The sequence below is a fragment of the Mesorhizobium sp. M0522 genome (assembly GCF_040321085.1).
Taxonomy (GTDB): Bacteria; Pseudomonadota; Alphaproteobacteria; order Rhizobiales; family Rhizobiaceae; genus Mesorhizobium.
In genome coordinates this window covers 1-23,720 of record NZ_JAMYQW010000044.1, presented here as the reverse complement: position 1 = coordinate 23,720, position 23,720 = coordinate 1, and the positions used below count along the sequence as shown (strand labels likewise).

Sequence of the window (23,720 nt, the reverse complement as noted above, 5' to 3'; positions counted from 1 at the left end):
TTTTGCCTGGGCAGCGTTGCTGACCGGATTGAAATTCGGGCGTTCGCTATCATGGCCGGCCCGACAAGACAAGTTTGCAAAAGACGCCGGTTGCCTTGCAGCTACTCGTCCTTGAGGCGGCGCCAGGGAGAACCCGGTCCGCGCGTATGGTCGTCGGCCCGCGAATAGTCGCCGTCGTCGAGATCGATGGTCTTGCCGCGTTGCCTTGCCCGCAAACCACTGCTGAAATCGGTTGCCAGCACGATGCGGCCTTTCAGCATCCGCCAGGCAAGATCGCGCACCGGCGGCAGGAACAGCAGAAGGCCGAAAATATCCGAGATGAAGCCGGGGATGATCAAAAGGATCGCTGCCAGCACGATCATGGCGCCATGCGCAAGCTGGCCGCTCGGATCACGCCCGGCATCCATTTCGGCACGGACCCTGGCCATCACGCCAAAACCCTGGTGCCGCAGCAGCAGGGCGCCGGCGACACTCGAGGCCAGCACCAAGCCGACTGTCGCCAGCGCGCCGACCTGGCGGCCGACAATAACGAAACCGGCTATCTCCAGCAGCGGAAGCGCGAGAATGAACAGGGGAAGCAGCGAGATACGCAAATCTTGACCGATCGTTTTCGATGTTTTGCCGGCCGGCGAGCAATCGCCGCTGGCACCAGAGCTGTTAGATAGGTATGGCTGCCTTTGATTTGAATGATTGCGCCATGCGTTCTATATGCTTTGGATACTGAACGCTATGTGATCGCGGCCCTTGCTTGGCCGCTGGTCCGGCCAAAGCAGGGATTGATTGGCGCAAGATATGGGCTTCTTCGACTTCGGCACGATTTTCTTTCTGATTGCGGCGGTGGTGATCTTCTTCCAGCTGCGCAACGTGCTTGGCCGACGCACGGGCAACGAGCGCCCACCCTTCGATCCATATACGGCAGCGCGCAAAAACGACAAGGATGCCGCCCAGAAACCCGAGAACGTGGTTTCGCTGCCGCGCAAGCGGCTGGCGGGAGAGCCGGCGGCCGATGCCTATGTGGCGATCGATGCCTTTGCCAAGCCGGACACCGATCTCAACCGGGGCCTGCGGGCGATCAAGGACAATGATCCGACCTTCGACCCGAAGACCTTCGTCGACGGCGCCAAGATGGCCTACGAGATGATCGTCATGGCCTACGCCGATGGCGACCGCAAAACCTTGAAGAACCTTTTGTCGCGCGAGGTCTATGACGGCTTCGTCGCGGCCATCGGCGACCGTGAGGCGAAAGCCGAAAAGATCCAGTCCTCCTTCGTCGGCATCGACAAGGCCGACATCGTTTCGGCCGAGATGAAGGGCAGCGAGGCGCACATCACGCTGCGCATCGTCAGCGAACTGATTTCGGCGACCCGCGACAAGGCCGGCGCCGTCATCGACGGCGATCCCGAAACCGTCGCCGAGGTCAAGGATGTCTGGACCTTCGCTCGTGACGCGCGCTCGCGCGATCCGAACTGGAAGCTCGTCGCCACCGAAGAAGAAGACTGAACTGGACGGCGGCGGAGGCTGTCGTGTCGTTTTCTCGAACCTTCAGCGAAAAATCCTTTGGCGAATTGCCGGGCTGGGGCGAGGACGACCACCTCCCGGCCTTTGACGCCTTTCGCCGCTCGGCCTTTCATGTCCTGACCAAACCCTACCGCTCCGGCGCGCTCGGCGTCGATTTCAGCGGCTTTGCCGACGCCTATGCCGAGGCGCGCACCGTTTCGCCGGCGAATCGGTTGCAGGCCCGAAGCTTTTTCGAGCGCCATTTCGTTCCGGCCCTTATCGATGCCGAAGATGGTGGTCCCGGCCTGGTCACCGGCTTTTATGAGCCGGAGGTCGACGCCTCGCCGGTACGCACGGAGCAGTTTCCGGTGCCATTGCTGGCCCGCCCGCCCGACCTTGTCGACATCGACGACGGCAATCGTCCTTCCGGCATGGATCCCTATCTCGCCTTCGCACGTGCGGCGCCGAACGGCCCGGTCGAATATTTCGACCGCGGCGAGATCGAATGCGGCGCGCTTGCCGAAAAAGGGCTGGAAATTGCCTGGCTCGCCGACAAGGTCGACGCCTTCTTCATTCACGTGCAGGGCGCGGCGCGGCTCAAGATGACCGACGGCAGGCTTCGCCGCATCACCTATGCCGCCAAATCCGGCCAGCGCTTTACCGGACCGGGCCAGATCCTGAGCGAGGAAGGCGAGATCCCGCTGGAGAAAGTGACGATGCAGTCGATCCGTGCCTGGTTCAAGGCGCATCCGGAACGCGTCGACGAGATCCTTTGGCGCAACCGCTCCTACATCTTCTTCCGCGAGATGGGCGTCGACGACCCAGAGCTCGGCCCGATCGCTGCCGCCAAGGTGGCGCTGACACCCGGCCGCTCGATCGCCGTCGACCGGCTGCTGCACACGTTCGGCACGCCCTTCCATATCGATGCGCCGTCGCTGACCGCTTTCGACGGAAAACCGTTCCGGCGGCTGATGATCGCGCAGGACACCGGCTCGGCGATCACCGGGCCGGCCCGCGGCGATCTGTTTGCCGGGTCGGGCGATGCGGCCGGCGAGATCGCCGGCGTTATCCGCAACGCCGCCGATTTTTATGCGCTGATCCCCCGGGCGCTGGTTTCAGGAGCAGGCCGATGACCCGGCGCATCGACAGGCTGAGCGAGGACGACCGGGTGCTGTGGAACCTGGTGGCGCGCACGGCAAAGCCGCTGAAGGGCAAAACCGCCGTCGAAATTCCAGACGTCGGGCCGGAGATCGACGAGACCAGGCAGGCGCCGCCGCCGGCACAGGTCGCGGGCAATGCTGCCACGGCCGCAAAGCCGAAGGCGCAGCATGTCTCCCACGCACTCGACGAACCGACGCTGGACAAGCTGTCGAAGGGCCGGCTGCCGATCGAGGGCCGCGTCGACCTGCATGGCCTGACCCAGGACGAAGCCTATTCGCTGCTGTTTTCCTTCCTGTGCCGGGCGCATGCCGGCGGCATCCGCTACGTCCTTGTGATCACCGGCAAGGGTTCCTCGTCGGGCGGTGATGGCGTCTTGCGGCGCGCCGTACCGTCATGGCTGTCGACACCCGCCTTCCGGCCCCTCGTCTCCAGCCACGACCATGCCGCCCGCAAACATGGCGGCTCGGGTGCGCTCTATATCCGCTTGCGGCGGGCGCGCTCATGAGGACACGCCCATGAGGGACGCACCTATGAGGATGCACCCATGAAGGTGCGCTTGTGACCCCGTTCGGCGAAAAGCTTCGCGTGCTGCGAAACGAGCGCGGCGTCAGCCAGAAGGACATGGCCAAGGCGATCGGCGTCAGCGCAGCCTATCTCTCGGCGCTGGAACACGGCCGCCGCGGTGCGCCGAGCTGGACGCTGATCCAGAAGATCATCGGCTATTTCAACATCATTTGGGATGACGCCGAGGAACTGGCGCGGCTGGCCGAAACCTCGCATCCGCGCGTCAAGCTCGACACGTCGGGCCTTAGCCCGGCGGCGACCGAGCTTGCCAATCTCCTGGCCGACAACATTGAAAAGCTCGACGAAGCCGAGCTTCGCCGCATCATTGCGTCGATCCGCGCCGCGCTGGCACGGCCGAAATGAGCTGCCTTGTTACTGGACCGAGCCGACCAGAACCTGCTGGCCGCCGCGGATCGAGACCCAGCGGCCGGTATTGTCAATCGCCTGCCGCTTGAGGAAACGATAGCCGGTCTGGTCCCAGGAACGGACCTGGTCGGTCAGATTGTCAAGGATGTAGTCGCCCTTGTCGGTGCGCACCGTCAGCACGGCGTGGCCTTCGCCATCCGGCTTGCGCACGACGGTCATAAGCAGATCGGAAAACGAGACGCCCAGCCGGTTCAGCTCACGGCGCTTTTCCAGGACATAGTCCTCGCAATCGCCGACGCCCTTGTCGGGATAGGCCCAGACCTCGTCCTTGCCGTAGATGTCGAAGTCGCTCTCCGGCTTGACGGCGGCGTTAACCCTTGCCGTGACGCTGAGCAGCTTGCGCCACAGCGAGCCGGTCAGGCTGGCGGGCGACAGATCCTTCGGGCGGATCGTGCATTCGGACGCGTAGCTCTTGCAGAAATCATAATGGCCGATCGGCTGCGAGGTCGGGCCACCTGTTATCATCGGGCTGGCTGCCGAGGCCGAACCGGCCCAACCTGCCGCCACAGTAAGTCCGGCCAGCGCGCACAGGCGCAGCGTTCTCGCCATTGGTGAGGAAATCATTGTCCCCGCTTGTCCCTTGTTGTTAACGAAACGTTAAGGGGTATTTACAGTCCGTGTCAATTATGAGGATGGATTGATTTTGCGGCATGGTTACCCGCGTGGCGCCAACGCGACTATTGTGCAACAGCTCGGATGGACTACACCGGTTCCAACCGGTAATTTTAGCGTTGGCCGACCTGATGCGAGGTCGCGGGCGCGGCATCATCGCTGGTCGCCTATTTCTTGCCGGTCCGGACCAGTTTCGGCTTCACCGCAACGCGGTTCTGACGGCCATAGCTGGTAATGAAATCAACGATGCGCGGCACGATTTCGGAGCGGAAGCGCGAGCCGTTGAACACACCATAATGGCCGACCGCCGGCTGCATGTAATGGGCGTGCCTGTCGGCCGGGATGTTGATGCACAGGTCGTGCGCCGCCTTGGTCTGGCCAAGGCCGGAGATGTCGTCGTTCTCGCCCTCGACCGTGAACAGGGCGACATTGCGGATCGCCGAAGGGTCGACCGCCACGCCGCGATGCGTCATTTTGCCCTTGGGCAAGGCCTGGCGGACAAACACGGTGTCGACGGTCTGCAGGTAGAATTCCGCCGTCAGATCCATCACCGCCAGATATTCGTCGTAGAACTCGCGGTGCTTCTCGGCATTGTCGCCGTCATGCTTCACCAGATGCATGAAGAAGTCCTTGTGGGCGATGATGTGGCGGTCGAGGTTCATGCTCATGAACCCCGAAAGCTGCAGGAAGCCAGGATAGACCTCGCGGCCGAAGCCCGGCACCGGCCAGGGCGCGCGCATGATGACGTTGTCGCGGAACCAGTCGATGCCCTTTTCCTGCGCCAGCAGATTGACCGCCGTCGGATTGCGGCGCGTGTCGATCGGCCCGCCCATCAGCGTCATCGTCGAGGGCACGAACGGATCGCCCTTGGCTTCCATCAGTGCCGCCGCCGCCAGCACCGGCACCGAAGGCTGGCACACCGCCATCACATGGGTGTCGGGACCAAGCGCATGCAGCATGTCGACGATGTAGTCGATATAGTCGTCAAGATCGAAGCTGCCGTCGGCCAGCGGCACCATGCGGGCGTCGACCCAGTCGGTGATATGCACGTCGGCATAGGGCAGCATCGCCTCCACCGTGCCGCGCAGCAGCGTCGCGTAGTGGCCCGACATCGGCGCGACGATCAACAGCTTCGGATCCGGCCGGCGCCCGGCCGGAACCGCGCGCTCGAAACGAACCAGGTTGCAGAACGGCCGCGACCAGACGGTGCGTTCGCTGACCTCGACGTTTTTCCAGTCGACCACGGTCTTGGTCAGGCCGAATTGCGGCTTGCCGTAGCGGCGCGTCGTGCGCTCGAACAGTTCGGCCGTTGCCGCAACCGAGCGGCCCCAGGACGTGTGTGAAACCGGATTGAGCGGATTGGAGTAGAACAGGCGCATCGCATCGGCATAGAGGCGGGCCGGCTGCAAGGCGGCGTGGTTCAGTTCGTAGAGCTGGTAGAACATCGAGAACCCCGCTGCCGACTGCGATCGAAGGGCCGACGAGCAGCGCCGAGCCTTGAATGCCTTGCGGGGAAGTTAGCAACAATCTGCTGCGATGCAATACGTCAACTTGCGTGATTTATGCTCATTCTTTCGTCCAAGGCGTTGAGAATCCGCCTAGAAGGGCAACAGCCGGCTCAATGTGCACCTGCGAAGGCCTGGCAAGCAGCACGGCTATTGGGGACGAGCGTCGGAGGCGGTGTCCGGCCGTGGCGGCCGTTAGACCCGTGCCATGCAGACAGCGGTGTGACCCGAGCTGATGAAGCCAAGCTGGCTGGCGGCGCCCTTCGACAGATCGAGCATCCGGCCCCTGATAAACGGGCCGCGGTCGTTGATACGCACGACGACGCTGCGGCCATTGTTGCGGTTGGTCACCTTCAGCCTGGTGCCGAACGGCAGGCTGCGATGCGCTGCGGTCAGCGCCGACGGGTTCATGCGTTCGCCGGAAGCGGTTCTGGAATGCAGTGAGTACCAGGAGGCACGGCCGCACTGCGCGGCGGCGCTGGCACTGGATGCGCCGACCATCAGGCCAGCCGCGATAGTGGCCGCGACAAGCGCGGTCCGGTTGCTTTTGTTCATGTGTTGGGGACTGGCTCCGTTGACAGACCCGCAGCGGTTAGGGGCGAATGAGGCAGCAAATGCGGCAATGATCTGTCGGTTCCATGACAATGTTACACGTTTGGAGTCGGCGCGAAACAATTTGTCAGAGAGTTTCCGCAGCACGACACAGCTTCTTTGATGATCTTTGCACCGATCTCCGCATGTCTTGCGCAGGATCAGAGGTTAGCATCTAAGTAGAAGTTGGCGTGACCGAACCGCTTCTTTTAGCTGTTCCATTCCGGCCGGAACGCGGCTGACGATCGACTTGGAAAGGAGTTTCAGCAATGAGATTGATCAAAAATCTGCTGGCCTTGATTGTGCTCGCCACCGGCGTGCTGTGGTCATTGCAAGGCATCGGCCTTATCGGTGGCAGCTTCATGACCGGCCTGTCGCAATGGCTCTATGTCGGCATCGTCACCGCGCTGGTTGGCCTGGCCGGGCTGGCCTGGGCGAACCGCTCGCGTGGTTGAGCAGGCGTCGATGCTCAGGCATTCGCCGGAGCAGCACACAGCGGACCGTGGCAGTCGGTCACCGCGACCAGTATTGCCAGCCCCAGTAGAAACTTTCGTCGCGCGGTGGCAGGCGGTTGCGCTCCGCGTCCAGATGCACCGGCGTCGGCGTTTTGCGTTCGCCGTCAGGCGGCTGTTTGTCTCCGGCCTTGATCAGGCGGAGCCAATGGCCGAAATGCGCAAACAGTACAGCGGTGGAATGGGGCATCGTCACGTCTCCGGTCCGGTTACTCCCGCCCCGCCCACGGGACGAGCACCCGCTCGATCCTGCGGATGATGAATTCGAGCACGAAGGCAATGGCCGCGATCACCAGGATGCCCATCACCACCACGTCGGTGACGAGGAACTGGGCAGCGGACTGGATCATGAAGCCAAGCCCGCGCGTCGCGGCCACCAGCTCGGCGGCGACCAGCGTCGACCAGCCGGCGCCAAGCGCGATGCGCAGACCGGTCAGGATCGAAGGCAGCGCGCTGGGTAGGATCACGTGCCTGATCACTTGGCGCCGCGTGGCGCCAAGTGAGCGCGCTGCATTGATGCGGTCCTTCGATACGCCGCGAACACCCGATGCCGTCGACAGCGCAACCGGCGCCAGCATCGCAATGCCAATCACCAGGATCTTGGACGGCTCGCCAATGCCGAACCAGATAATGATCAGCGGCAGATAGGCCAGCGGCGGGATCGGCCGCAGGAATTCGAGCAGCGGATCGAAGATGCCGCGCCCGATCGTGCTGATGCCGATAGCCAGCCCGATGGGAACGCCGACCAAAACGGCCGCGATCAGCGCTGCAAACACCCGCCACAGGCTGGCGGCAATATGCTGGAGCAGCGTCGCGTCGACAAAGCCGTCACGGGCGACGACGACAAATTTGTTCCAGACTGCGACAGGCGACGGCAGGAAAACCGGCGACACCAATTGCAGGCGGGCCGATACCGTCCACGCCGCCAGCACCACCAGAATGGTGATTGCGCTGACCACGCGGGCCGAAACGCGGCTGCGTCTCGGCCGCGGCCGCGACCATGGCACCGACAACCCGTCGGCTCCGTCGTCGACCTTGGAGCGCTGCGGCCGCTCGGTATAGGAGGTAACGGTCATGCTGCCTCCCCTTCGAAGATCGCGTCGGTCAGCTCGCCGCGCGCCGCGGCGAAGGCGGGATCGGCCTTGATGCTGCGAATGGCCTCGCCGGCTGCATAGCGCCGGCTGAAGCCGGTCTCGAAGCTCCGCACCACCCGGCCAGGGCCGGGAGCGAGCACAATGATGCGGGTGGCAAGAACCAGCGCTTCGTCGATGCCGTGCGTGACCATCAGCACGCCGACCTGGCTTGCCGTCCACAGATCGAGCAGCGTTGTCTGCATGCGTTCGCGTGTCAGCGCATCGAGCGCGCCCAGCGGCTCGTCGAGCAGCAGGAATTGCGGCTCGGCCGCCAGCGCCCGGGCCAGGCCGACCCGCTGGCGCATGCCGCCGGAAAGCTCCCAGATGCGCTTATCGCCGGCGCCGTCGAGCTTCACCAGGGCCAGAAGCTTGTCGGCGCGCCGCGCCCGTTCAGCCGCCCTGACACCGCGCAGCCTGAGCGCAAAGGCGACATTTTCCCGCGCGGTCAGCCACGGAAACAGCGCGTCGTTCTGGAACACGACGGCGCGGTCAGAGCCTGGCGCCGTGACCGGCCTGCCGCCAATCGTGGCGCGTCCGCGCACAGGCTCGACCAAGCCCGCAGCGACGTTGAGCAACGAGGTCTTGCCGCAGCCGGAGCGGCCGACCAGGACAACGAAGTCATCCTTGGCGATTTCAATCGACACATTTTCGACCGCCGGCGCCGGCTGACCGTCATAGTGGACCGAGACCTTGTCGAGCACGAGATGCGTCATGGGAACCTCGCCGATATTCCGAATCTGTCTGCCCCGAAGCCGCTCCTCGCAAGCGGTTCGGGGCAGGGAGCACGCGGCGTCAGGGAAGGAGAACCGCGCGCGTTGGCGTCAGTTCGAGGCAAGCGCTTCGCTGACATATTTCGACGACACGTATTTCGAATAATCCGGCAGCACGGCGTCAATCTTGCCCTGCTCCTTGAGGAAGGCCGATGTCGCCTCGACCGCCTTGACCGTGCCGCCACCGAGGAACTTGTCCGAGGCCTGCTCCTCGAGCGTCGGGAAGACATAGCCCCTCAGCAGTTGCGGCACGTCTTCGAGCTTGGCCCCGGTGATCCTGGCGATCTTGGCCGCTTGCGGCGAGGACACCGACCATTGATCCGGCTTGGCCAGGAAGTCGGCATAGGCAGCGCCCGTCACTTTGACGAAGTCGCGCACCGCTTCCGGGTTCCTTTCGGCGAAGTCGGTGCGCACGATCCAGGCGTCGAAGGTCGGCGCGCCCCAGGCGGCGACCTGGGAGGAATCCAGCACGACCTTGCCCGTCGTCTTGATCTGGCCGAGTGCCGGATCCCAGACATAGGCGGCGTCGATGTCGCCGCGCGCCCATGCCGCCGCGATCTCCGGTGGCCGTAGATTGAGAATATCGACCGACTTCGGGTCGACACCCTCATGCTTCAGCGCGGCAAGCAGGCTGTAATGCGTCGTCGAAACGAAGGGCACCGCCACCTTCTTGCCGGCAAGGTCGGCGGCCTTCTCGATGCCGGCGCCGTTGCGGGCGACAAGGGCTTCGGATTCGCCGATCAGCCCGACAATGAAGATTGTCTGGATGGGAAGCTCGTGGCTCGCCGCCGCCGCCAGCGGGCTCGAGCCGACATAACCGATGTCGACCGAACCGGAAGCGATCGCCGCGATCACGTCGGCGCCGGAATCGAATTTCCGCCAGTCGATTGTCGACTTGGTCGCGCTCTCATAGGCGCCGTCGGCCTGCGGCACCTTCGAGGGTTCGACGACCGTCTGGGAGCCGATAGTGATCTTGAGGTCCTGCGCATCGGCTGGGCCGAGAAAGGCCGCACCAGCCAAGGCCGCCGAGGACAAGAGAACGATACGTCGCGAAATGGCGGACATGAAAGGCTCCTTGGAAAACGAGAAAAACCCGGATTGCGTTTCATAGTCACCTAACTCTATCGTTCTTGTAGAGTTAAATCCTTCCAATCGGTTCGGTCTTGTTAGAAAAAGTCATCTGGCTATGGCAGTTGCACATTCGCACGCTTCTGGGTGACGGGACGGCCCGGGTGAGAACCATCGTCCTTGCCCGGGGAACCTCTTCCACGTCGTCCATGCGCGCACCAAGGATTTTCCCGTTTTCGCCCCTGCATCGGCAAACCATGCTGCGAGTAGCCAAGAAATTGGAAACAAGTTCCCTGTGTTCGCGGTTAAGTCTAGTATCCTTATCGACATTGAAGGATTGGAGAGGACGATGAGCGACGCCACCCTCCTTGTTGCCGCGCGCGGCATGCTTTGGCCTTCAAATTCAGGGGCAGAAACTGCTGTCGGTATTCTCGCCGATGGGGACATTCCTGCCGCCGGCCAGTTTGGCGGTACGCCATTGGCGGCGGCTTCTGTGCTTCCAAAAGCACAAGCCCCGGCCAAAATGGCCATTGCGGCGTGAAAACGAAGCAAAATCAACGTTTCTCGGCTTGTATATCATGTCACTAGAATTTATCTGTAGTGACAGCTTGGACGCGGCGGGGAGGCACGCCAGGCGTTTCGCAACCGGTGGCCTTGCGCCATCGCATGACAGAGAAACGTTCGGGTTATGCTCACGAAAAAAGGTAAATACGGCCTCAAGGCGCTCGTCCATCTGGCACGCCTCCCGGTTGGACAGCTCGCCTTCGTCAACGACATCGCCACAGGAAACAATATTCCGAAGAAGTTCCTCGATGCCATCCTTGGCGAATTGCGCAATGCCGGTTTCGTTCAGAGCCGCAAGGGCAAGGAGGGCGGCTACCGGCTGGCACGCCCGGCGGACGAGATCAAGGTCGGCCACGTCGTGCGCGTGCTCGACGGACCGCTTGCCCCCATTCCTTGCGCCAGCCGCACCCAGTATCAGCGCTGCGAAGACTGCAACGAGGCGACATGCCAAGTCCGACACCTGATGCTGGAGGTCCGGCAGGCCATCGCCGAGGTGCTGGACCAGCGCAGCCTCGCCGAAATGCGCGACATCGCCGGCGACGAGGATTTTTCGGCGGCGTTGAAAATCCAGGCCTGAACCAATCTCTCCTGAGCCGGCGACGATCGCCAGGACAGCCGGTGTGCGCATGACCGTGCGCGCTACGCCAAGTTCGATCATCATTGTCGGCGGCGGTGCCAGCGGCGTCGTGCTTGCCGCGCATCTGCTGAAGTCGCCCAATCCCGATCTCCGCGTCAGCCTGATCGAAAAACGCCCGCATTTTGGGCAAGGCATGGCCTATTCAACGCTGCTGTCGGCGCATGTGCTGAATGTCAGCGCGTCGGGCATGAGCGCCTATGCCGACGATCCCGGCAATTTCTCGCGCTGGCTGCTTGAACGCGGCATAGCGACGCCGGAACAGGCGCCGGTCTATGCGCCGCGCAGCGTCTACGCCCGCTATCTCAAGGAGCTGCTCGACGAGCTCGAGGCGCGTGAGCAGCAGACGGGCCGGCTGCGCCTGATCCGCGAGGAGAGCCTGTCGATCTCGCCGACCGCGTCAGGCGTCGAAGTGGCGCTGGCCAACGGCACCAGCGTGGTTGCGCATCTTGCCGTGCTCGCCACCGGCCACGACGAAGAGCCGGGGGCGGGGCAGGGGCATGCGATCAGGATGGGGTCCGAGACGGATACTGCGCTCGATCCCGAAGCCCGAGTCCTGGTGCTGGGCACGGGCTTGAGCATGGTCGATGCCTTCCTGTCGCTCGAGCAGCGCGGCCACCGCGGCGTGATCGTCGCGGTGTCGCGGCGCGGCCTGCTGCCTTCGCCGCATCGCAAGGGCAATCCGATCAAGCTCGACGTCGCCGACATTCCGCTCGGCACCCAGCTTTCCTATTTCGTCGGCTGGTTCCGCGACCTGATCCGGGAAAACCAGAAGGCCGGCATCGACTGGCGCGACGTCGTCGACGGTCTGAGACCCTTCAACCAGAAGATCTGGCAGAACTGGCCGTCCTCGGCCAAGCGCCGCTTCGTCGAGCACACCAAGGCCTGGTGGGACATCCACCGCCATCGCATGGCGCCGGAAGTCTACGCCCGCGTTGCCCAGGCGGTGCAAGCGGGCCGCATCCGCCTTGTCGCCGGGCGCGTCGTCGAGATCGCCGCCGGCGACGGCTTCAGCGTACAGGTCCAGTCGCGCCACACGCAGCAGCTCGAAAGGTTCGACGTCACCCGCATCTATGATTGCACAGGCATCGCCAGGGACATCTCGACCACCTCGAACAGCGTGGTGCGGTCGCTGGTCGAGCGTGGGCTGGCACGGCCGGACCCGCTGCGCCTCGGCCTCGACGTGACCGCGAACTGCGAGGTCATCGCCGGCGACGGCACGGTATTCGCCAAGATCCTCGCCGTCGGGCCACTGACGCGCGGCACCTTCTTCGAAATCGACGCCATTCCCGATATTCGCGTGCAGTGCGCGCGGCTGAGCAAGCGCTTGCTCGGATGAGGCTGCCTCTGTCTCGACGCGATCTCGGATGCAAGACCGCTGTCGTCGGGTGAAAAGATCTCGACTGCGGAGCCGCGTTCGGTGAAGGCGAACCAGGGGTGCGGGAGCTCGCTCCACCAGAAGCCGACCAGCCAGCCCGTGGTGGTCGAGACAGCCAGGCGATGACGCCACACGTTTCGGCCGTCTCGCATTGACCGGATTGGTGTCGCGCACGCTCGTCTTCGTTCTCCTCCATGGATTTTGTAGTCGGCGAGGCCGTGAGCCGCGACCCTGGCCAGATGGCCGGGCAAATTCTGCTTTCGTCGTCACCGTGCCTTGCCTACCATGGCGCATGACCCAACGCGGAAGACTCTACGGCTGTCCGGTCGAGTTCGCGCTCGACGCGCTCGGCGGCAAATGGAAGACGGTGATCCTGGCGCGCATCAAGGAACAGCCGATGCGCTATTCCGACCTGCGCCGGCTGATCCCCTCGCTCTCGGACAAGATGCTGACGCAGCGCCTGGCCGAGCTTGTCGAGATCGGCTTCGTCACGCTCGAGACGTCGCCCGACGGCAAGGGGCGCTACGCCTTGACCGGTCGCGGCGGTGATCTCGCCGCTGCGCTCCAGGCACTCTATGACTGGGGCAGCGTGCACGGCCGCGCCGAGGGCGTGCGTTTTCGCACCGACAGCGCAGCCACCACCTAGATCAATTCCGGAAAAGCGCGGAGCGGTTTTCCGTCCGCAATGTGTGAAGACAAAGCGATGGAGCGGTTCGGCGTTGCCGTGAAACGGTGGGTCGCCCGGCAAGCCGATTGCCCTCAACCCGCACCGGCAAGCGCGCTGCAGAAGCTTGCGACGTCGGTGACGACGGCTTCGCCGAGGAAGCGTAGCGTCGCCATCGAGCGGTCGCGCGCTTCGCGGTTGCCGAAGCCACAGGCGTCCTCGATTACCATGGCGACAAAGCCATTGTCGGTCGCCTGGCGAACGGTCGGCTCGATGCCGATCTCCATGGCGATGCCAGCGAGCGCTATCGTGCGCACGCCGCAATCGCGCAAGGCAAAGCCGAGCGCGGTGGAATCGAAGGCCGACATCGTGAGCTTGTCGAACACCGCCTCGTCATCGCGGGGTTCCAGCTCGGGCACGATCCGCGTCGCTTCGGCGTCGCGCGGGAACCACGGCTCGACCGTGTCGGGGCTGTCGCGCCGCTGCCAGGCCATGGCGGTGCGCAGCTGCGTCGCGCCCATCCATTTGCGCGGCAGCGACAGATGGCGCGTGAACGCCACCCGCATTTCGGCCCCGCGCGCCGCTTCCAGCACCGTGCCGGTACACTCGACGATGGTCGCGGCGCCGGCCACCTGGCGACAGATGCCGACCTGCATGTCGTAGACCACCAGCGCCGTGCGGCGCGGATCGCACCACTCAGCCAGGCTGGCCGGGAGTTCGATCCCGTCGCTCGCCCGGATCATGCCGCCGTCCGGTCCCATGGCTTGGCGATATCGACCGTCGGATCGAACAGGAATTCAAGCGGCAATGGCGCGTCGAAGGCGATGAAGTGCCATTCCAGCAGCCCGGCCTTTGACAGCGGGAAGTCCTCGGTGTAGCGCCTCGCTTCCGCGACGCTGTCGAGTTCGAAGACGATGATGACGCCGCCAATATCGCCGCGCGCATAATTCTCGCGCACGATCCCCGCCTTCCAGAGCCGCCAGACATTCGACACTTCGTCGCGCAGATAAGGCCGCAAATCGTCGAGCGTGACGCCGGGCTTGAAATTGTCATAGGCAAGAATCTTCATCGGCCATTCCTTGCATTGCTGTTCGCCCAGCGCCGGGTAGCATGGCGGAATCGGCGGCGGCAACGAACGAGATGGTGCGTTTAGCCCCAGGCGGGTTCTGCAAATCTTTTGCCCTGCCTGCAGGCCGGCGAAGCTTTCGCGAAATTCCATTCCCCTGCTGGCGGCCGGATTGGCACGATCTATCTTCTTTCCAACTGCAAACGGCTGGAAAAGACGGTAGGTTGCCGTCTTCCAGGGCGGTTGCTCATTCTGGCAACGGAGCATCTGACATGAGCAAGCACAAGATCGTGGCACCGGACGATGCATCGTCCCGCCTGCGCCCGCCCTATGCCTCGGTTCTCGACCTGATCGGGCAGACACCCGTCGTCGAGCTGACCAAATTCGACATCGGCAAGTGCCGGCTGTTCATCAAGCTCGAAAGCCAGAATCCCGGCGGCTCGATCAAGGACCGCATCGCGCTGTCGATGATTGCCGCCGCCGAAAAACAGGGCAGACTGAAGCGCGGCGGCACCATCGTGGAGGCGACTGCTGGCAATACCGGTCTTGGCCTCGCCCAGGTAGGCATCCCCAAGGGCTACCGCATCATCCTCGTCGTGCCCGACAAGATGTCGCGCGAAAAAATCCAGCATCTGCGGGCGCTCGGCGCGGAAGTGCGCATGACGCGTTCCGATGTCGGCAAGGGCCATGCCGAATATTATCAGGACATGGCCGAAAAGATCGCCGCCGAGTTGCCCGGCGCCTTCTACGCCAACCAGTTTGACCCGGCCAATCCGCTGGCCCACGAAACCACGACCGGGCCGGAAATCTTTCAACAGCTCGGAGGCGATGTCGATGCGGTGGTCGTCGGCGTCGGCTCCGGCGGCACGCTGACCGGGCTCGGCCGTTATTTTGCGAAAGTCTCGCCGAAGACCGAGATGATTTTGGCCGATCCGGTCGGCTCGGTGCTGGCACCGTTGATCAAGACCGGCAAGATGGTAGAGGCCGGAAGCTGGACCGTCGAAGGCATCGGCGAGGATTTCGTGCCGCCCAATGCCGATCTGTCGCTGGTCAGGAAGGCCTATTCCATCCCCGACAAGCAGAGCATGCTTGCGGTGCGCGACCTGCTTTCGAAGGAAGGCATTCTCGCCGGCTCGTCGTCCGGTACGCTGCTTTCGGCAGCGCTTCGCTATTGCCGCGAGCAGACCGTGCCGAAGCGCGTCGTCACCTTCGTCTGCGACAGCGGCAACAAGTACCTGTCGAAAGTCTTCGACGATTTCTGGCTGGTCGAGCAGGGCCTGGCCGAGCAGGAGCAGCATGGCGATCTGCGCGACCTGGTCATGCGCACGCTCCGCACCGGCGATGTCGTGTCCGTCGGCCCGGACGAAAGCCTGCTCAACGCCTATGGCCGCATGCGCCGATCGGATGTCTCGCAGCTGCCGGTGCTGGACGAGGGCAAGCTCGTCGGCATCATCGACGAAAGCGATATCCTCGCCAAGGTCGAAGGCCCCTATGACAGCCGCTGGGACCGCTTCAAGGCCCCGGTCAGTACGGCTATGACCTCTACCCTGCACACGCTGCAAGCCAGCCAGACGCTGGACGCGTTGCTGCCGGTCTTCGATCGCAACGAGGTCGCCATCGTCTTCGACGGCGACGAATTCATCGGCCTGATAACACGCATCGACCTGATCAACCATCTGAGGCGCGCCCGATGACCGTCAAAGCCACCGTATCGGGCAAAAACCGCCTCGCCTTCTCTACGCGCACCATCCATGGCGGCCAGAGCCACGACCCGACGACGGGCGCGGTGATGGTACCGATCTATGCCACTTCGACCTACGGTCAGCAGAGCCCGGGCGTGCACAAGGGCTTTGAATATGCCCGCAGCCAGAACCCGACCCGCTTCGCCTTCGAGCGCGCGGTGGCCGACCTCGAAAGCGGCACAGCCGCCTTCGCCTTCGCTTCGGGGCTGGCGGCGATCGCAACCATTTTCGAATTGCTCGATTCAGGCGCGCATATCGTCGCGACCGACGACATCTATGGCGGCACGTTCCGGCTGCTGGAACGGGTGCGCAAGCGCTCGGCCAATTTGCAGGTCGACTTCGTCGACTTCACCGACCTTGCCGCGGTCGAGGCGGCGATCCGCCCGGAAACCAAAATGCTCTGGGTCGAGACGCCGACCAACCCGCTGCTGCGTGTCGTCGACCTCGAAGGCGTCGCAGCACTTGCCAGGCGCAAAGGCGTGCTCTCAGTCGCCGACAACACTTTCTGCAGCCCCTATCTGCAGCGGCCGCTGGAGCTCGGCATCGACATCGTGGTCCATTCGACGACGAAATACCTCAACGGCCATTCCGACATGGTCGGCGGCGTCGTCGTGGTCGGCGACAACAAGGATATCGCCGACCGGCTGAAATTCCTGCAGAACGCCATCGGTGCCATTTCCGGGCCGTTCGACAGTTTCCTGGCGCTGCGCGGCTTGAAGACGCTGGCGCTGAGGATGGAGCGTCATTCGTCGAACGGCCAGAAGATCGCGCACTGGCTGGAAAGCCGTCCCGACATCCGCCGTGTCATCTATCCCGGCCTGCCCAGCCATCCGCAGCACGCCATCGCCAGGCGGCAGATGCACGCCTTCGGCGGCATGATCACGGTCGAGCTCGACCGCGACCTCGCCGGCACCAAACGCTTCCTCGAACATACGCAACTGTTCACGCTGGCCGAAAGCCTCGGCGGCGTCGAAAGCCTGATCGAGCACCCGGCGCTGATGACGCACGGCTCGATCCCGGCGAAAAAACGCGCCGAGATCGGGATTTCGGATTCGCTGGTGCGCTTGTCGGCCGGGATCGAGGATGGCGACGATCTGATCGCGGATTTGGATCAGGCGCTGGCGAGCTGAGCCCGGCAACAAGAACCTGCGAGACGTCGGCAGGACAGTGCCCTCTGCCCTACCGGGCATCTCGGCCACGAGGGGGGAGATTGGCCGTCATCTTGCGCTTTCGCCAACCTGAAACACGGACGGGACGGCGAAGCTGCCGATCTCCCCGCTTGTGGGGGAGATGTCCGGCAGGACAGAGGGGGCGTGAAGGATCGCCAACGAGCGGCGCTTATTCTGCATCCATATCCATGTGTCTTACATTCTATTCCGTTGACCTTGGCGCCATCTGGCAGAATTGTAGCTTCCTGATCCACCTTGCTGCCTGGCTCCGGAAGCTATGAACAACCGACAACGCAACCAACCGACGGCAAGCGATACCCCGCTCACCTTCGCCATCCTCGTCTTCCCCGGCTTTCCGATGATGGCGTTCAGCTCGGTGATCGAGCCGCTCCGCGCCGCCAACGTGCTGGCCAAGCGGGACTGCTATCGCTGGATCATCATCGGCGCCGCCGAAGGCCCGGTGGAGGCCTCGAACGGCGTCGTCATCCAGCCCGGCTTTTCCGCCCATGACGCGCCGAAGGTCGATCGCATCGTCGTCTGCTCGGGCGGCGATGCCGATCATCTCGTCGCGCACGATGCGGTGAGCTGGATCCGCAGGAGCCTGCGCGACGGCGCCCATATCGGCGCGGTGGCGGACGCTGCCTTCTTCCTGGCGCGGGCGGGCCTGCTCGACGGCCATGCCTGCACCTTGCACTGGACCAGCCAGGCCGCCTTCACCGAGGCGTTTCCGGATATCGAGCTGAGGCGCGATCTCTACGTCATCGACCGCAAGCGCTTCACTTCGGCCGGTGGCGTCGGCAGCCTCGACATGATGCTGGAGATCATCACCAGCGATTATGGCGCCGAACTGGCCGCCGGCGTCGCCGAATGGTTTGTGCACAGCCCGCTACGCTCCAGCGTCGACCGCAAGCTGATGCCGCTCAGGCTGCGGACCGGCGTGCAGAACGAACTGGTGCTGTCGGCCATCGCCATCATGGAGGATGCGGTGGAGGAGCGGCTCGGCATGGCGGAACTGGCGGGGCGACTTGGTGTCTCCTCCGATAAGCTCGAACGGAATTTCCGCTCCGAACTCAGTATCTCGCCCAACGGCTATTACCGCCGCCTGCGGCTGAAGCGTGCCGCCGACCTCTTGGCGCATTCGACGCTGATGGTGCGCGACGTCGCGCTGGCCTGCGGTTTCGCCTCGATGTCGAGCTTTGCGCGGGCGTTCCGGGAGGAGCATGGCCATGCGCCGAAGGTGATGCGGAGGCAGTAGGTATTTCGGATGTTGGCGGGACAGCGCCCCCCTCTGCCCTACCGGGCATCTCCCCCTCAAGGGGGGAGATTGGCAGCTTCGATGCTCCGCTCCTCCTGCGACGGTGGAAATTCACGAAAGCGGCGATGACGAGCCGATCTCCCCCCTTGAGGGGGAGATGTCCGGCAGGACAGAGGGGGGCGCCGTAGAACGCTACGGAACGACTTCAAGCGGTATTTCGCACAACATCTGCGGTATCGCGCACAGCCTCTGAACGACGTATGGCTCATCTTCCCCGCTTCAGGAGGCACCCCATGAGCATTGTCGTTTTTGACCCCGACAGCACCGAGGATGTCGACTTCAAGGACCGCATGCGCCATCCGGCGGCGGCGGATCCGGCCGGCGGCATGTGGCTGTCGGACACCGAGCCGTCCTTCATCGACGCCGACGCGCTGCGCAAGGGCCGGCTGGCCAGGCTGCGCGCCTGGATGCGCGAGGCCGGCTATGGCGGCGTCGTTTTGTTCGACCCCTACAACCAGCGCTACGCCACCGGCTCGCGCAACATGTTCGGCTATTTCCTGCGCAACTCGACGCGCTACTTCTTCATCCCCACCGAAGGGCCGATCGTGTTGTTCGAATATCCGCAGAGCTACCATGTCTCGATGGTGCTCGACACGATCGACGAGGCGCGTCCGTCCAAGCTGGTCTGGTCATCGGTGTCGGGCCGCGACGACGAGACCGCCGGCCCGTTCGCCGATGAGATCGCCGAATTGCTCAAGGCGCATGGCGGCGGCTCGATGAAGCTCGGCCTTGACCGCTGCAGCCATCTGCAGGCACTGGCGCTGGAAAAGCGCGGCTGCGAGGTGCGGGATTGCCAGGGCGAGATTTTGGCGGTGCGCGCGGTCAAGACGCCCGAGGAAGTAAAATGCCTGCAGGTGTCGATGGCTGGTGCCGAGGCTGCGGTCTATGCGGTGCGCGAGGCGATCAAGCCTGGCGTTTCCGAAAACGAGCTGTTCGCCATCATGTATGGTGAGGTGATCCGGCAAGGCGGCGAGTTCATCGAGACCCGGCTGCTGACCTCGGGCCAGCGCACCAATCCGTGGTTCAACGAGGCGAGCGGCCGCAAGATCAGGCCGGGCGAACTCTTGGCGCTCGATACCGATACGATCGGCTGCTACGGCTATTATTCGGACTTTTCGCGCACCTTCCGTTGCGGACCGGGCAAGCCGACGGACTATCAGAAGTCGCTCTACCGCATGGCGCACGACCAGGTTCAGCACAATATCGGGGTCGTCAAGCCGGGCATGGCGTTTCGCGCGATTGCCGAAAGGGCCTGGAAGATACCGGACCGCTTCGTCGACCAGCGTTATACCTCGGTCATGCACGGCGTCGGCATGCATGGCGAAACGCCGTTCATAGCGCACGCCATGGACTACGAGACCTATGGCCGCGACGGTGTCATCGTGCCCGGCATGGTGGTCAGCGTCGAAAGCTATATCGGCGAGAAGGGCGGCCGCGAGGGCGTCAAGCTGGAAGACGAGATCCTGATCACCGAGACCGGCACCGAGCTCCTGTCGCGCTTCCCCTATGAGGATGATTTCCTTGACAGGCATGTTTGAGTGTTGACAGGCAGTTTTGCATGAAAAGCCCGATCTCGATCAAGCGCGGCAAGGTGGCGGCGGTGTTCATCGATCTCCAGGAGGAGCATCGGCGGGACAAGCGCTATCTGGTCGAAGGCTATGGCGACATCCTCGCCAACGTCCAGCGGCTGCAGGAGGCGGCGCGGGCCAACAATGTGCCCCTTTACCACTGGGCCTATATCGTCGATCTCGCCACGGCGCGGCCGTTCCACCCGGTCGAGGCCAGCGGCAAGTCGGCGTTTTCCGACAAGGACGATCCGCTGACTGCGATCTGCGCGGAAGTGGGCCCGGCGACAGGCGAGATGATGCTGGTCAAGACCGATGCCAGCGCCTTCCGCGCGGGGCCTGCCGCCGAGCGGCTGAAGGCCGACGGCATCGAGTGGCTGGTCGTTGCCGGCGTCTGGACCGAGGCCTGCATCGATGCCACCGTCAAGGATGCGGTGGCGCTTGGGTTTCGAGTGCTGCTGGTCAAGGATGCCTGCGGCAGCGGCAGCACGGCGATGCACCAGACGGCCATCCTCAACCTTGCCAACCGGCTCTATGGCGGTGCCGTCACCACCACCGACGGCGCCTGCCGGCTGCTGGCAGGCGAGACGGTCGAAGCCTGGCAGGTCGAGGGCTCGGTGCCGCTGCGCTTCAGCTATGAAAATGCTGCCCGGCTCTACGCCGAGCTCTGAGCGGGATCGCGCAGCGATGATCACCGAGGCCGAGCGACCCGGAACGAGAGGGCGCGGAAAATACCAAACGCTGCTCGATCCGGAGCTGTGGGCCTATATCGATCGGGTCAACGAGTGGTATCCGCCCGAAATCGTCTACATGCCGATCGACAGGCAGCGGGCGGTCTATGATGCCACGTGCCGGGCGTTTCGCGAGCCCTATCCACCCGGCGTCAAGGCCAGCGACAGCGCGGTTCCTGCCGGCGACCGTGCGATCTCGGTCCGGCGTTACCAGATGGCGGGCACGGCGCCGCAAGCGATGGTTGTCTATTATCACGGCGGCGGCTTCGTCCTTGGCGGGCTCGACAGCCATGACGACATCTGCGCCGAGATATGCGCCGGCACCGGCTTTGCCGTGCTGTCCGCCGATTACCGGCTGGCGCCCGAGCATCTGCATCCGGCCGCCTTCGACGATGCGCTGGCCGTATTCGAATGGGCGACGGCGACGGCCTGCCTGCCGATAGTGCTCTGCGGCGAAAGCGCCGGCGGCAATCTGGCCGCTGCGGTGGCACAGGCGACACGCCGCCATCCTCGCCATGCGATCGGCCAGGTGCTGATCTATCCCGAGCTCGGCGGCCCGGAACCAGTTGGCAAAGAGAGCGCCGGGTCCTGTGTCGAGCACGCCGAAGCGCCGCTGCTGACGTTGCGCGACATCGAGTTCTATCGCCAGATCCGGTCGGCGAAGGGACAGTCGCAGGACGACCCGACCTTTTCGCCGCTCAGCGACACCGACTTCTCCGGGCTGCCGCCGACGGTCATCGTCACCGCGCAATGCGACCCGCTGTCCTCGGAAGGCGAGGCCTATCGCGACCGCATCCTCGCCGCCGCCGGTCGCGCCTGGTGGCATGAGGAGCCGCGCCTCGTGCATAGCTTTCTACGCGCCCGCAAGACCGTGCCGCGAGCCGGCGAAGCCTTCGGGCGCATCATTGCGGCCATCGCCGCGCTCGGCAAAGGCGACTGGCCTTACTGAGGTTGCGAAGGCCCCCTCATCCGGCCGCTTCGCGTCCACCTTCTCCCCGCTGGGGAGAAGAGGCTGGCATCAACGCTGGCGACCTCGTCTCCCCCCGGGGGAGAGGTCGGATTGCCCCGAATTGCCCTTCGCAATTCGGTTGGCAATCCGGGTGAGGGGGACCTTCCGTTTGCGGAACAGCGCACAAGAACTGCGGAAGTCCGAACACTCCCCCACGGGAGCTCGCCCTATCATCCCCGAGGCAATGGCGCTCCGGCGATCGCATCCGTCCCCCGCGTTTGGCGATCGGCAGAGGTGCCCAACAACAGGGGAATGACGACAATGAAGTTCATGCTGACCGATCGAAAACTGCATCCGCAGGCCGAGCCCGTCGCCGATGGCTTCAAGAAAGGCCAGATGAACCGGCGCGAATATCTCGCCACCATGGCTGCGCTCGGCGTCAGCGCTACCGGCGCGCTGGCGCTCGGCGGGCTTGCGCCGTCACCGGCCAGGGCCGAGGAGCCGAAGCGCGGCGGCATCTTGCGCGTCGCCATGAACGTCAAGGGCTGGAAGGATCCGCGCACCTTCGACGGCGTCGAGATGTCCAACGTCGCCCGCCAGTGCAACGAATATTTGGTGCGCTGGAAGCGCGACTTCACCTTCGAGCCATGGCTGCTCGAGAGCTGGGAAACCAGCGACGACGCCCGCGTGCTGACGCTGCATGTCCGCAAGGGCATCACCTGGTCGAACGGCGACACCTTCAACGCCGACGACGTGATCCACAATCTGACGCGCTGGTGCGATGCGTCCGTCGCCGGCAATTCGGTGGCCGCGCGCATGGGCGCACTGGTCAACGCCGATACCAAGAAGGCCGTCGACGGCGGCATCGAGCGCGTCGACGATTTCACCGTCCGGCTCAATTTGCCCAAGCCCGACATTTCGCTGATCGCCGGCATGGCCGACTATCCGGCGCTGATCATGCACCGCAGCTATGAAGGCGACGGCGATCCGCTGAAGGCATTGGCGATCACCACCGGGCCTTGCGAACTCGTGGCATGGGACGCCGAGGTCGGCGCCGAAGTCCGCCGCAAGGACAAGCCATGGTGGAAGGGCGAGTTCTACCTCGACGGCATCAAATGGGTCGACTACGGCTCCGACCCCAACGCCATGCTGTCGGCCTTCGAATCGGGCGAGATCGACACCGACCACGAAACCGCCTCCGATACGGTTGCGCAGACCGAGTCCATGGGCCTGAGCAATTCCGAGATCGCCACCGGTTCGACCATCGTGGCGCGTTTCAACGTCGGCAACCCGCCCTATGACGACATCAAGGTGCGGCGCGCCGCCCAACTTGCCGTCGACAATGCCGCCGTGCTGAAGATCGGCATGGACAACCGCGGCAAGCCTGCCGAGAACCATCATGTCGGGCCGATGCATCCCGAATATGCCGATATCGGCCCGGCCGTCCGCAACATTGATCAAGCCAAGGCCCTGCTCGCCGAGGCCAGCAAGGCCGACCACGAATACGAACTCATCTCGGTCGACGTCGACTGGCAGAAGAGCACCGGCGACGCCATCGCCGCGCAGATGCGCGAGGCCGGGCTGAAGATCAAGCGCACCGTGCTGCCGGCCGCGACCTTCTGGAACGACTGGAGCAAATATCCTTTCTCCTGCACGGAATGGCTCGGCCGGCCGCTCGGCGTCCAGGTGCTGGCGCTCGCTTATAAGTCTGGCGCCGCGTGGAACGAGAGCGCCTACGCCGATCCGGAATTCGACAGTCTGCTCGACAAGGCGCTGGCGATGCCCGATCCCGGCGCCCGCAAGGAGCTCATGGCCAAGATCGAACAGAATCTGCGCGATTCCGGCGTCATCATCCAGCCCTACTGGCGCTCGGTCTACCGCACCTACCGCAAGGGCGTGCATGGCTGCGAGCAGCACCAGTCGCTCGAGCAGCATTTCGAGAAGGTTTGGCTCGAGGCGTAGCCTTGCAGACGACCAATTGTCGGGGCCAGCGCCGCTCCTTCCACCTTCTCCCCTTGTGAGACCTTTGCACAGAAGCCGATTGGTGATTCTGTGATGATGGTCGAAGCAGGGAGATTCGGGATGGCGGATCGTGTTCTGGGTC

Annotated in this window: 26 protein-coding genes; 16 read left to right on the top strand and 10 right to left on the bottom strand. The window is 64.0% G+C overall.

The genetic code is table 11. The features are described from left to right. Window positions 1-101: 101 nt before the first annotated feature. Entirely contained in the window at window positions 102-593 is a 492-nt protein-coding gene (locus NKI58_RS30630) for an FxsA family protein (RefSeq protein WP_023675916.1), read from the bottom strand. Between the two features lie 199 nt (window positions 594-792). On the opposite strand from NKI58_RS30630, the gene NKI58_RS30625 reads away from it, so the two are divergent. The 4 genes from NKI58_RS30625 to NKI58_RS30610 are packed head-to-tail and all read left to right on the top strand — an operon-like array spanning window position 793 to window position 3,585. After that, window positions 793-1,500, top strand: a complete 708-nt coding sequence (locus NKI58_RS30625; RefSeq protein WP_352453662.1) for a Tim44/TimA family putative adaptor protein — start codon at window positions 793-795, stop codon at window positions 1,498-1,500. Between the two features lie 23 nt (window positions 1,501-1,523). Beyond that, entirely contained in the window at window positions 1,524-2,630 is a 1,107-nt protein-coding gene (mltA, locus tag NKI58_RS30620; RefSeq protein WP_352787758.1) for a murein transglycosylase A, read from the top strand. Further along, window positions 2,627-3,163, top strand: a complete 537-nt coding sequence (locus NKI58_RS30615) for a Smr/MutS family protein (RefSeq protein WP_023675913.1) — start codon at window positions 2,627-2,629, stop codon at window positions 3,161-3,163. Before mltA ends, NKI58_RS30615 begins: the two co-directional genes overlap by 4 nt. A 53-nt stretch (window positions 3,164-3,216) precedes the next feature. After that, window positions 3,217-3,585 (top strand): helix-turn-helix domain-containing protein, encoded by a 369-nt coding sequence (locus NKI58_RS30610; protein ID WP_023675912.1) that lies wholly within the window; start codon window positions 3,217-3,219, stop codon window positions 3,583-3,585. Between the two features lie 9 nt (window positions 3,586-3,594). On the opposite strand, the gene NKI58_RS30605 is transcribed toward NKI58_RS30610, so the two are convergent. The 3 genes from NKI58_RS30605 to NKI58_RS30595 form a co-directional block, all read right to left on the bottom strand. Next, window positions 3,595-4,212 carry a transglutaminase-like cysteine peptidase gene (locus NKI58_RS30605; protein ID WP_023675911.1) on the bottom strand — a complete coding sequence of 206 codons (618 nt, stop codon included), beginning with the start codon at window positions 4,210-4,212 and terminating at the stop codon, window positions 3,595-3,597. A 215-nt stretch (window positions 4,213-4,427) separates the two neighbouring features. Beyond that, entirely contained in the window at window positions 4,428-5,705 is a 1,278-nt protein-coding gene (locus NKI58_RS30600) for a polyhydroxyalkanoate depolymerase (protein WP_352570116.1), read from the bottom strand. Between the two features lie 255 nt (window positions 5,706-5,960). Beyond that, window positions 5,961-6,320 carry a septal ring lytic transglycosylase RlpA family protein gene (locus tag NKI58_RS30595; RefSeq protein WP_352575422.1) on the bottom strand — a complete coding sequence of 120 codons (360 nt, stop codon included), beginning with the start codon at window positions 6,318-6,320 and terminating at the stop codon, window positions 5,961-5,963. A gap of 305 nt (window positions 6,321-6,625) precedes the next feature. Here NKI58_RS30595 and NKI58_RS30590 point away from each other — a divergent pair, with 305 nt between their 5' ends. After that, window positions 6,626-6,811, top strand: a complete 186-nt coding sequence (locus NKI58_RS30590) for a hypothetical protein (RefSeq protein WP_352636503.1) — start codon at window positions 6,626-6,628, stop codon at window positions 6,809-6,811. Between the two features lie 58 nt (window positions 6,812-6,869). On the opposite strand, the gene NKI58_RS30585 is transcribed toward NKI58_RS30590, so the two are convergent. The 4 genes from NKI58_RS30585 to tauA all read right to left on the bottom strand — a co-directional run bounded on the left by NKI58_RS30585 (window position 6,870) and on the right by tauA (window position 9,836). Continuing rightward, complete coding sequence (locus NKI58_RS30585; RefSeq protein ID WP_023675907.1) at window positions 6,870-7,058, bottom strand: hypothetical protein; 189 nt, start codon at window positions 7,056-7,058, stop codon at window positions 6,870-6,872. A 19-nt stretch (window positions 7,059-7,077) separates the two neighbouring features. Next, complete coding sequence (locus NKI58_RS30580) at window positions 7,078-7,944, bottom strand: ABC transporter permease subunit (RefSeq protein ID WP_352787765.1); 867 nt, start codon at window positions 7,942-7,944, stop codon at window positions 7,078-7,080. Next, window positions 7,941-8,714 (bottom strand): taurine ABC transporter ATP-binding protein, encoded by a 774-nt coding sequence (locus NKI58_RS30575; protein ID WP_352575414.1) that lies wholly within the window; start codon window positions 8,712-8,714, stop codon window positions 7,941-7,943. Before NKI58_RS30575 ends, NKI58_RS30580 begins: the two co-directional genes overlap by 4 nt. A 108-nt stretch (window positions 8,715-8,822) precedes the next feature. After that, entirely contained in the window at window positions 8,823-9,836 is a 1,014-nt protein-coding gene (tauA, locus tag NKI58_RS30570) for a taurine ABC transporter substrate-binding protein (RefSeq protein ID WP_352854182.1), read from the bottom strand. Between the two features lie 352 nt (window positions 9,837-10,188). Here tauA and NKI58_RS30565 point away from each other — a divergent pair, with 352 nt between their 5' ends. From NKI58_RS30565 to NKI58_RS30550, 4 genes are all read left to right on the top strand, one after another. Next, complete coding sequence (locus NKI58_RS30565) at window positions 10,189-10,380, top strand: hypothetical protein (protein WP_352570128.1); 192 nt, start codon at window positions 10,189-10,191, stop codon at window positions 10,378-10,380. A gap of 147 nt (window positions 10,381-10,527) precedes the next feature. Further along, complete coding sequence (locus tag NKI58_RS30560) at window positions 10,528-10,980, top strand: RrF2 family transcriptional regulator (RefSeq protein WP_023675902.1); 453 nt, start codon at window positions 10,528-10,530, stop codon at window positions 10,978-10,980. A gap of 49 nt (window positions 10,981-11,029) precedes the next feature. After that, a complete protein-coding gene (locus NKI58_RS30555) occupies window positions 11,030-12,376 on the top strand; it encodes an FAD/NAD(P)-binding protein (protein ID WP_352787773.1) in 1,347 nt (448 codons plus the stop codon). Between the two features lie 331 nt (window positions 12,377-12,707). Then, entirely contained in the window at window positions 12,708-13,061 is a 354-nt protein-coding gene (locus tag NKI58_RS30550; RefSeq protein WP_352570132.1) for a winged helix-turn-helix transcriptional regulator, read from the top strand. 113 nt (window positions 13,062-13,174) lie between these two features. On the opposite strand, the gene NKI58_RS30545 is transcribed toward NKI58_RS30550, so the two are convergent. Further along, a complete protein-coding gene (locus NKI58_RS30545) occupies window positions 13,175-13,822 on the bottom strand; it encodes a cysteine hydrolase family protein (RefSeq protein WP_352827336.1) in 648 nt (215 codons plus the stop codon). Continuing rightward, window positions 13,819-14,148, bottom strand: a complete 330-nt coding sequence (locus NKI58_RS30540; protein ID WP_023718782.1) for a hypothetical protein — start codon at window positions 14,146-14,148, stop codon at window positions 13,819-13,821. The genes NKI58_RS30545 and NKI58_RS30540 overlap by 4 nt, the downstream gene beginning before the upstream one ends. Window positions 14,149-14,417: 269 nt before the next feature. Between NKI58_RS30540 and NKI58_RS30535 the strand changes: the two genes are divergently transcribed. The 7 genes from NKI58_RS30535 (at window position 14,418) to NKI58_RS30505 (ending at window position 23,578) form a co-directional block, all read left to right on the top strand. Then, a complete protein-coding gene (locus NKI58_RS30535; protein WP_352854179.1) occupies window positions 14,418-15,839 on the top strand; it encodes a pyridoxal-phosphate dependent enzyme in 1,422 nt (473 codons plus the stop codon). Beyond that, window positions 15,836-17,017, top strand: a complete 1,182-nt coding sequence (locus tag NKI58_RS30530; protein WP_352787782.1) for a cystathionine gamma-synthase — start codon at window positions 15,836-15,838, stop codon at window positions 17,015-17,017. The genes NKI58_RS30535 and NKI58_RS30530 overlap by 4 nt, the downstream gene beginning before the upstream one ends. A 316-nt stretch (window positions 17,018-17,333) precedes the next feature. Continuing rightward, window positions 17,334-18,311 carry a GlxA family transcriptional regulator gene (locus NKI58_RS30525; protein ID WP_352787785.1) on the top strand — a complete coding sequence of 326 codons (978 nt, stop codon included), beginning with the start codon at window positions 17,334-17,336 and terminating at the stop codon, window positions 18,309-18,311. Between the two features lie 293 nt (window positions 18,312-18,604). Beyond that, window positions 18,605-19,909 carry a M24 family metallopeptidase gene (locus NKI58_RS30520; protein ID WP_352787788.1) on the top strand — a complete coding sequence of 435 codons (1,305 nt, stop codon included), beginning with the start codon at window positions 18,605-18,607 and terminating at the stop codon, window positions 19,907-19,909. Between the two features lie 20 nt (window positions 19,910-19,929). Then, window positions 19,930-20,607: an isochorismatase family protein gene (locus tag NKI58_RS30515; protein ID WP_023678943.1), complete on the top strand. Its 678-nt coding sequence runs from the start codon at window positions 19,930-19,932 to the stop codon at window positions 20,605-20,607. Between the two features lie 16 nt (window positions 20,608-20,623). Then, complete coding sequence (locus NKI58_RS30510; RefSeq protein ID WP_352787791.1) at window positions 20,624-21,616, top strand: alpha/beta hydrolase; 993 nt, start codon at window positions 20,624-20,626, stop codon at window positions 21,614-21,616. 321 nt (window positions 21,617-21,937) lie between these two features. After that, on the top strand, window positions 21,938-23,578 hold the full coding sequence (locus NKI58_RS30505; protein ID WP_023678945.1) for an ABC transporter substrate-binding protein: 1,641 nt from the start codon (window positions 21,938-21,940) through the stop codon (window positions 23,576-23,578). Window positions 23,579-23,720: the final 142 nt, after the last annotated feature.

What these genes read in the sequence shown, in the direction of transcription:
- NKI58_RS30625 (WP_352453662.1), top strand. Translation starts at nt 793, where the DNA reads ATGGGCTTCTTCGACTTCGGCACGATTTTCTTTCTGATTGCGGCGGTG.
- NKI58_RS30615 (WP_023675913.1), top strand. Translation starts at nt 2,627, where the DNA reads ATGACCCGGCGCATCGACAGGCTGAGCGAGGACGACCGGGTGCTGTGG.
- NKI58_RS30605 (WP_023675911.1), bottom strand. Translation starts at nt 4,212, where the DNA reads ATGATTTCCTCACCAATGGCGAGAACGCTGCGCCTGTGCGCGCTGGCC.
- NKI58_RS30600 (WP_352570116.1), bottom strand. Translation starts at nt 5,705, where the DNA reads ATGTTCTACCAGCTCTACGAACTGAACCACGCCGCCTTGCAGCCGGCC.
- NKI58_RS30595 (WP_352575422.1), bottom strand. Translation starts at nt 6,320, where the DNA reads ATGAACAAAAGCAACCGGACCGCGCTTGTCGCGGCCACTATCGCGGCT.
- NKI58_RS30590 (WP_352636503.1), top strand. Translation starts at nt 6,626, where the DNA reads ATGAGATTGATCAAAAATCTGCTGGCCTTGATTGTGCTCGCCACCGGC.
- NKI58_RS30585 (WP_023675907.1), bottom strand. Translation starts at nt 7,058, where the DNA reads ATGCCCCATTCCACCGCTGTACTGTTTGCGCATTTCGGCCATTGGCTC.
- NKI58_RS30580 (WP_352787765.1), bottom strand. Translation starts at nt 7,944, where the DNA reads ATGACCGTTACCTCCTATACCGAGCGGCCGCAGCGCTCCAAGGTCGAC.
- NKI58_RS30575 (WP_352575414.1), bottom strand. Translation starts at nt 8,714, where the DNA reads ATGACGCATCTCGTGCTCGACAAGGTCTCGGTCCACTATGACGGTCAG.
- tauA (WP_352854182.1), bottom strand. Translation starts at nt 9,836, where the DNA reads ATGTCCGCCATTTCGCGACGTATCGTTCTCTTGTCCTCGGCGGCCTTG.
- NKI58_RS30565 (WP_352570128.1), top strand. Translation starts at nt 10,189, where the DNA reads ATGAGCGACGCCACCCTCCTTGTTGCCGCGCGCGGCATGCTTTGGCCT.
- NKI58_RS30560 (WP_023675902.1), top strand. Translation starts at nt 10,528, where the DNA reads ATGCTCACGAAAAAAGGTAAATACGGCCTCAAGGCGCTCGTCCATCTG.
- NKI58_RS30555 (WP_352787773.1), top strand. Translation starts at nt 11,030, where the DNA reads ATGACCGTGCGCGCTACGCCAAGTTCGATCATCATTGTCGGCGGCGGT.
- NKI58_RS30550 (WP_352570132.1), top strand. Translation starts at nt 12,708, where the DNA reads ATGACCCAACGCGGAAGACTCTACGGCTGTCCGGTCGAGTTCGCGCTC.
- NKI58_RS30545 (WP_352827336.1), bottom strand. Translation starts at nt 13,822, where the DNA reads ATGATCCGGGCGAGCGACGGGATCGAACTCCCGGCCAGCCTGGCTGAG.
- NKI58_RS30540 (WP_023718782.1), bottom strand. Translation starts at nt 14,148, where the DNA reads ATGAAGATTCTTGCCTATGACAATTTCAAGCCCGGCGTCACGCTCGAC.
- NKI58_RS30535 (WP_352854179.1), top strand. Translation starts at nt 14,418, where the DNA reads ATGAGCAAGCACAAGATCGTGGCACCGGACGATGCATCGTCCCGCCTG.
- NKI58_RS30530 (WP_352787782.1), top strand. Translation starts at nt 15,836, where the DNA reads ATGACCGTCAAAGCCACCGTATCGGGCAAAAACCGCCTCGCCTTCTCT.
- NKI58_RS30525 (WP_352787785.1), top strand. Translation starts at nt 17,334, where the DNA reads ATGAACAACCGACAACGCAACCAACCGACGGCAAGCGATACCCCGCTC.
- NKI58_RS30520 (WP_352787788.1), top strand. Translation starts at nt 18,605, where the DNA reads ATGAGCATTGTCGTTTTTGACCCCGACAGCACCGAGGATGTCGACTTC.
- NKI58_RS30515 (WP_023678943.1), top strand. Translation starts at nt 19,930, where the DNA reads ATGAAAAGCCCGATCTCGATCAAGCGCGGCAAGGTGGCGGCGGTGTTC.
- NKI58_RS30510 (WP_352787791.1), top strand. Translation starts at nt 20,624, where the DNA reads ATGATCACCGAGGCCGAGCGACCCGGAACGAGAGGGCGCGGAAAATAC.
- NKI58_RS30505 (WP_023678945.1), top strand. Translation starts at nt 21,938, where the DNA reads ATGAAGTTCATGCTGACCGATCGAAAACTGCATCCGCAGGCCGAGCCC.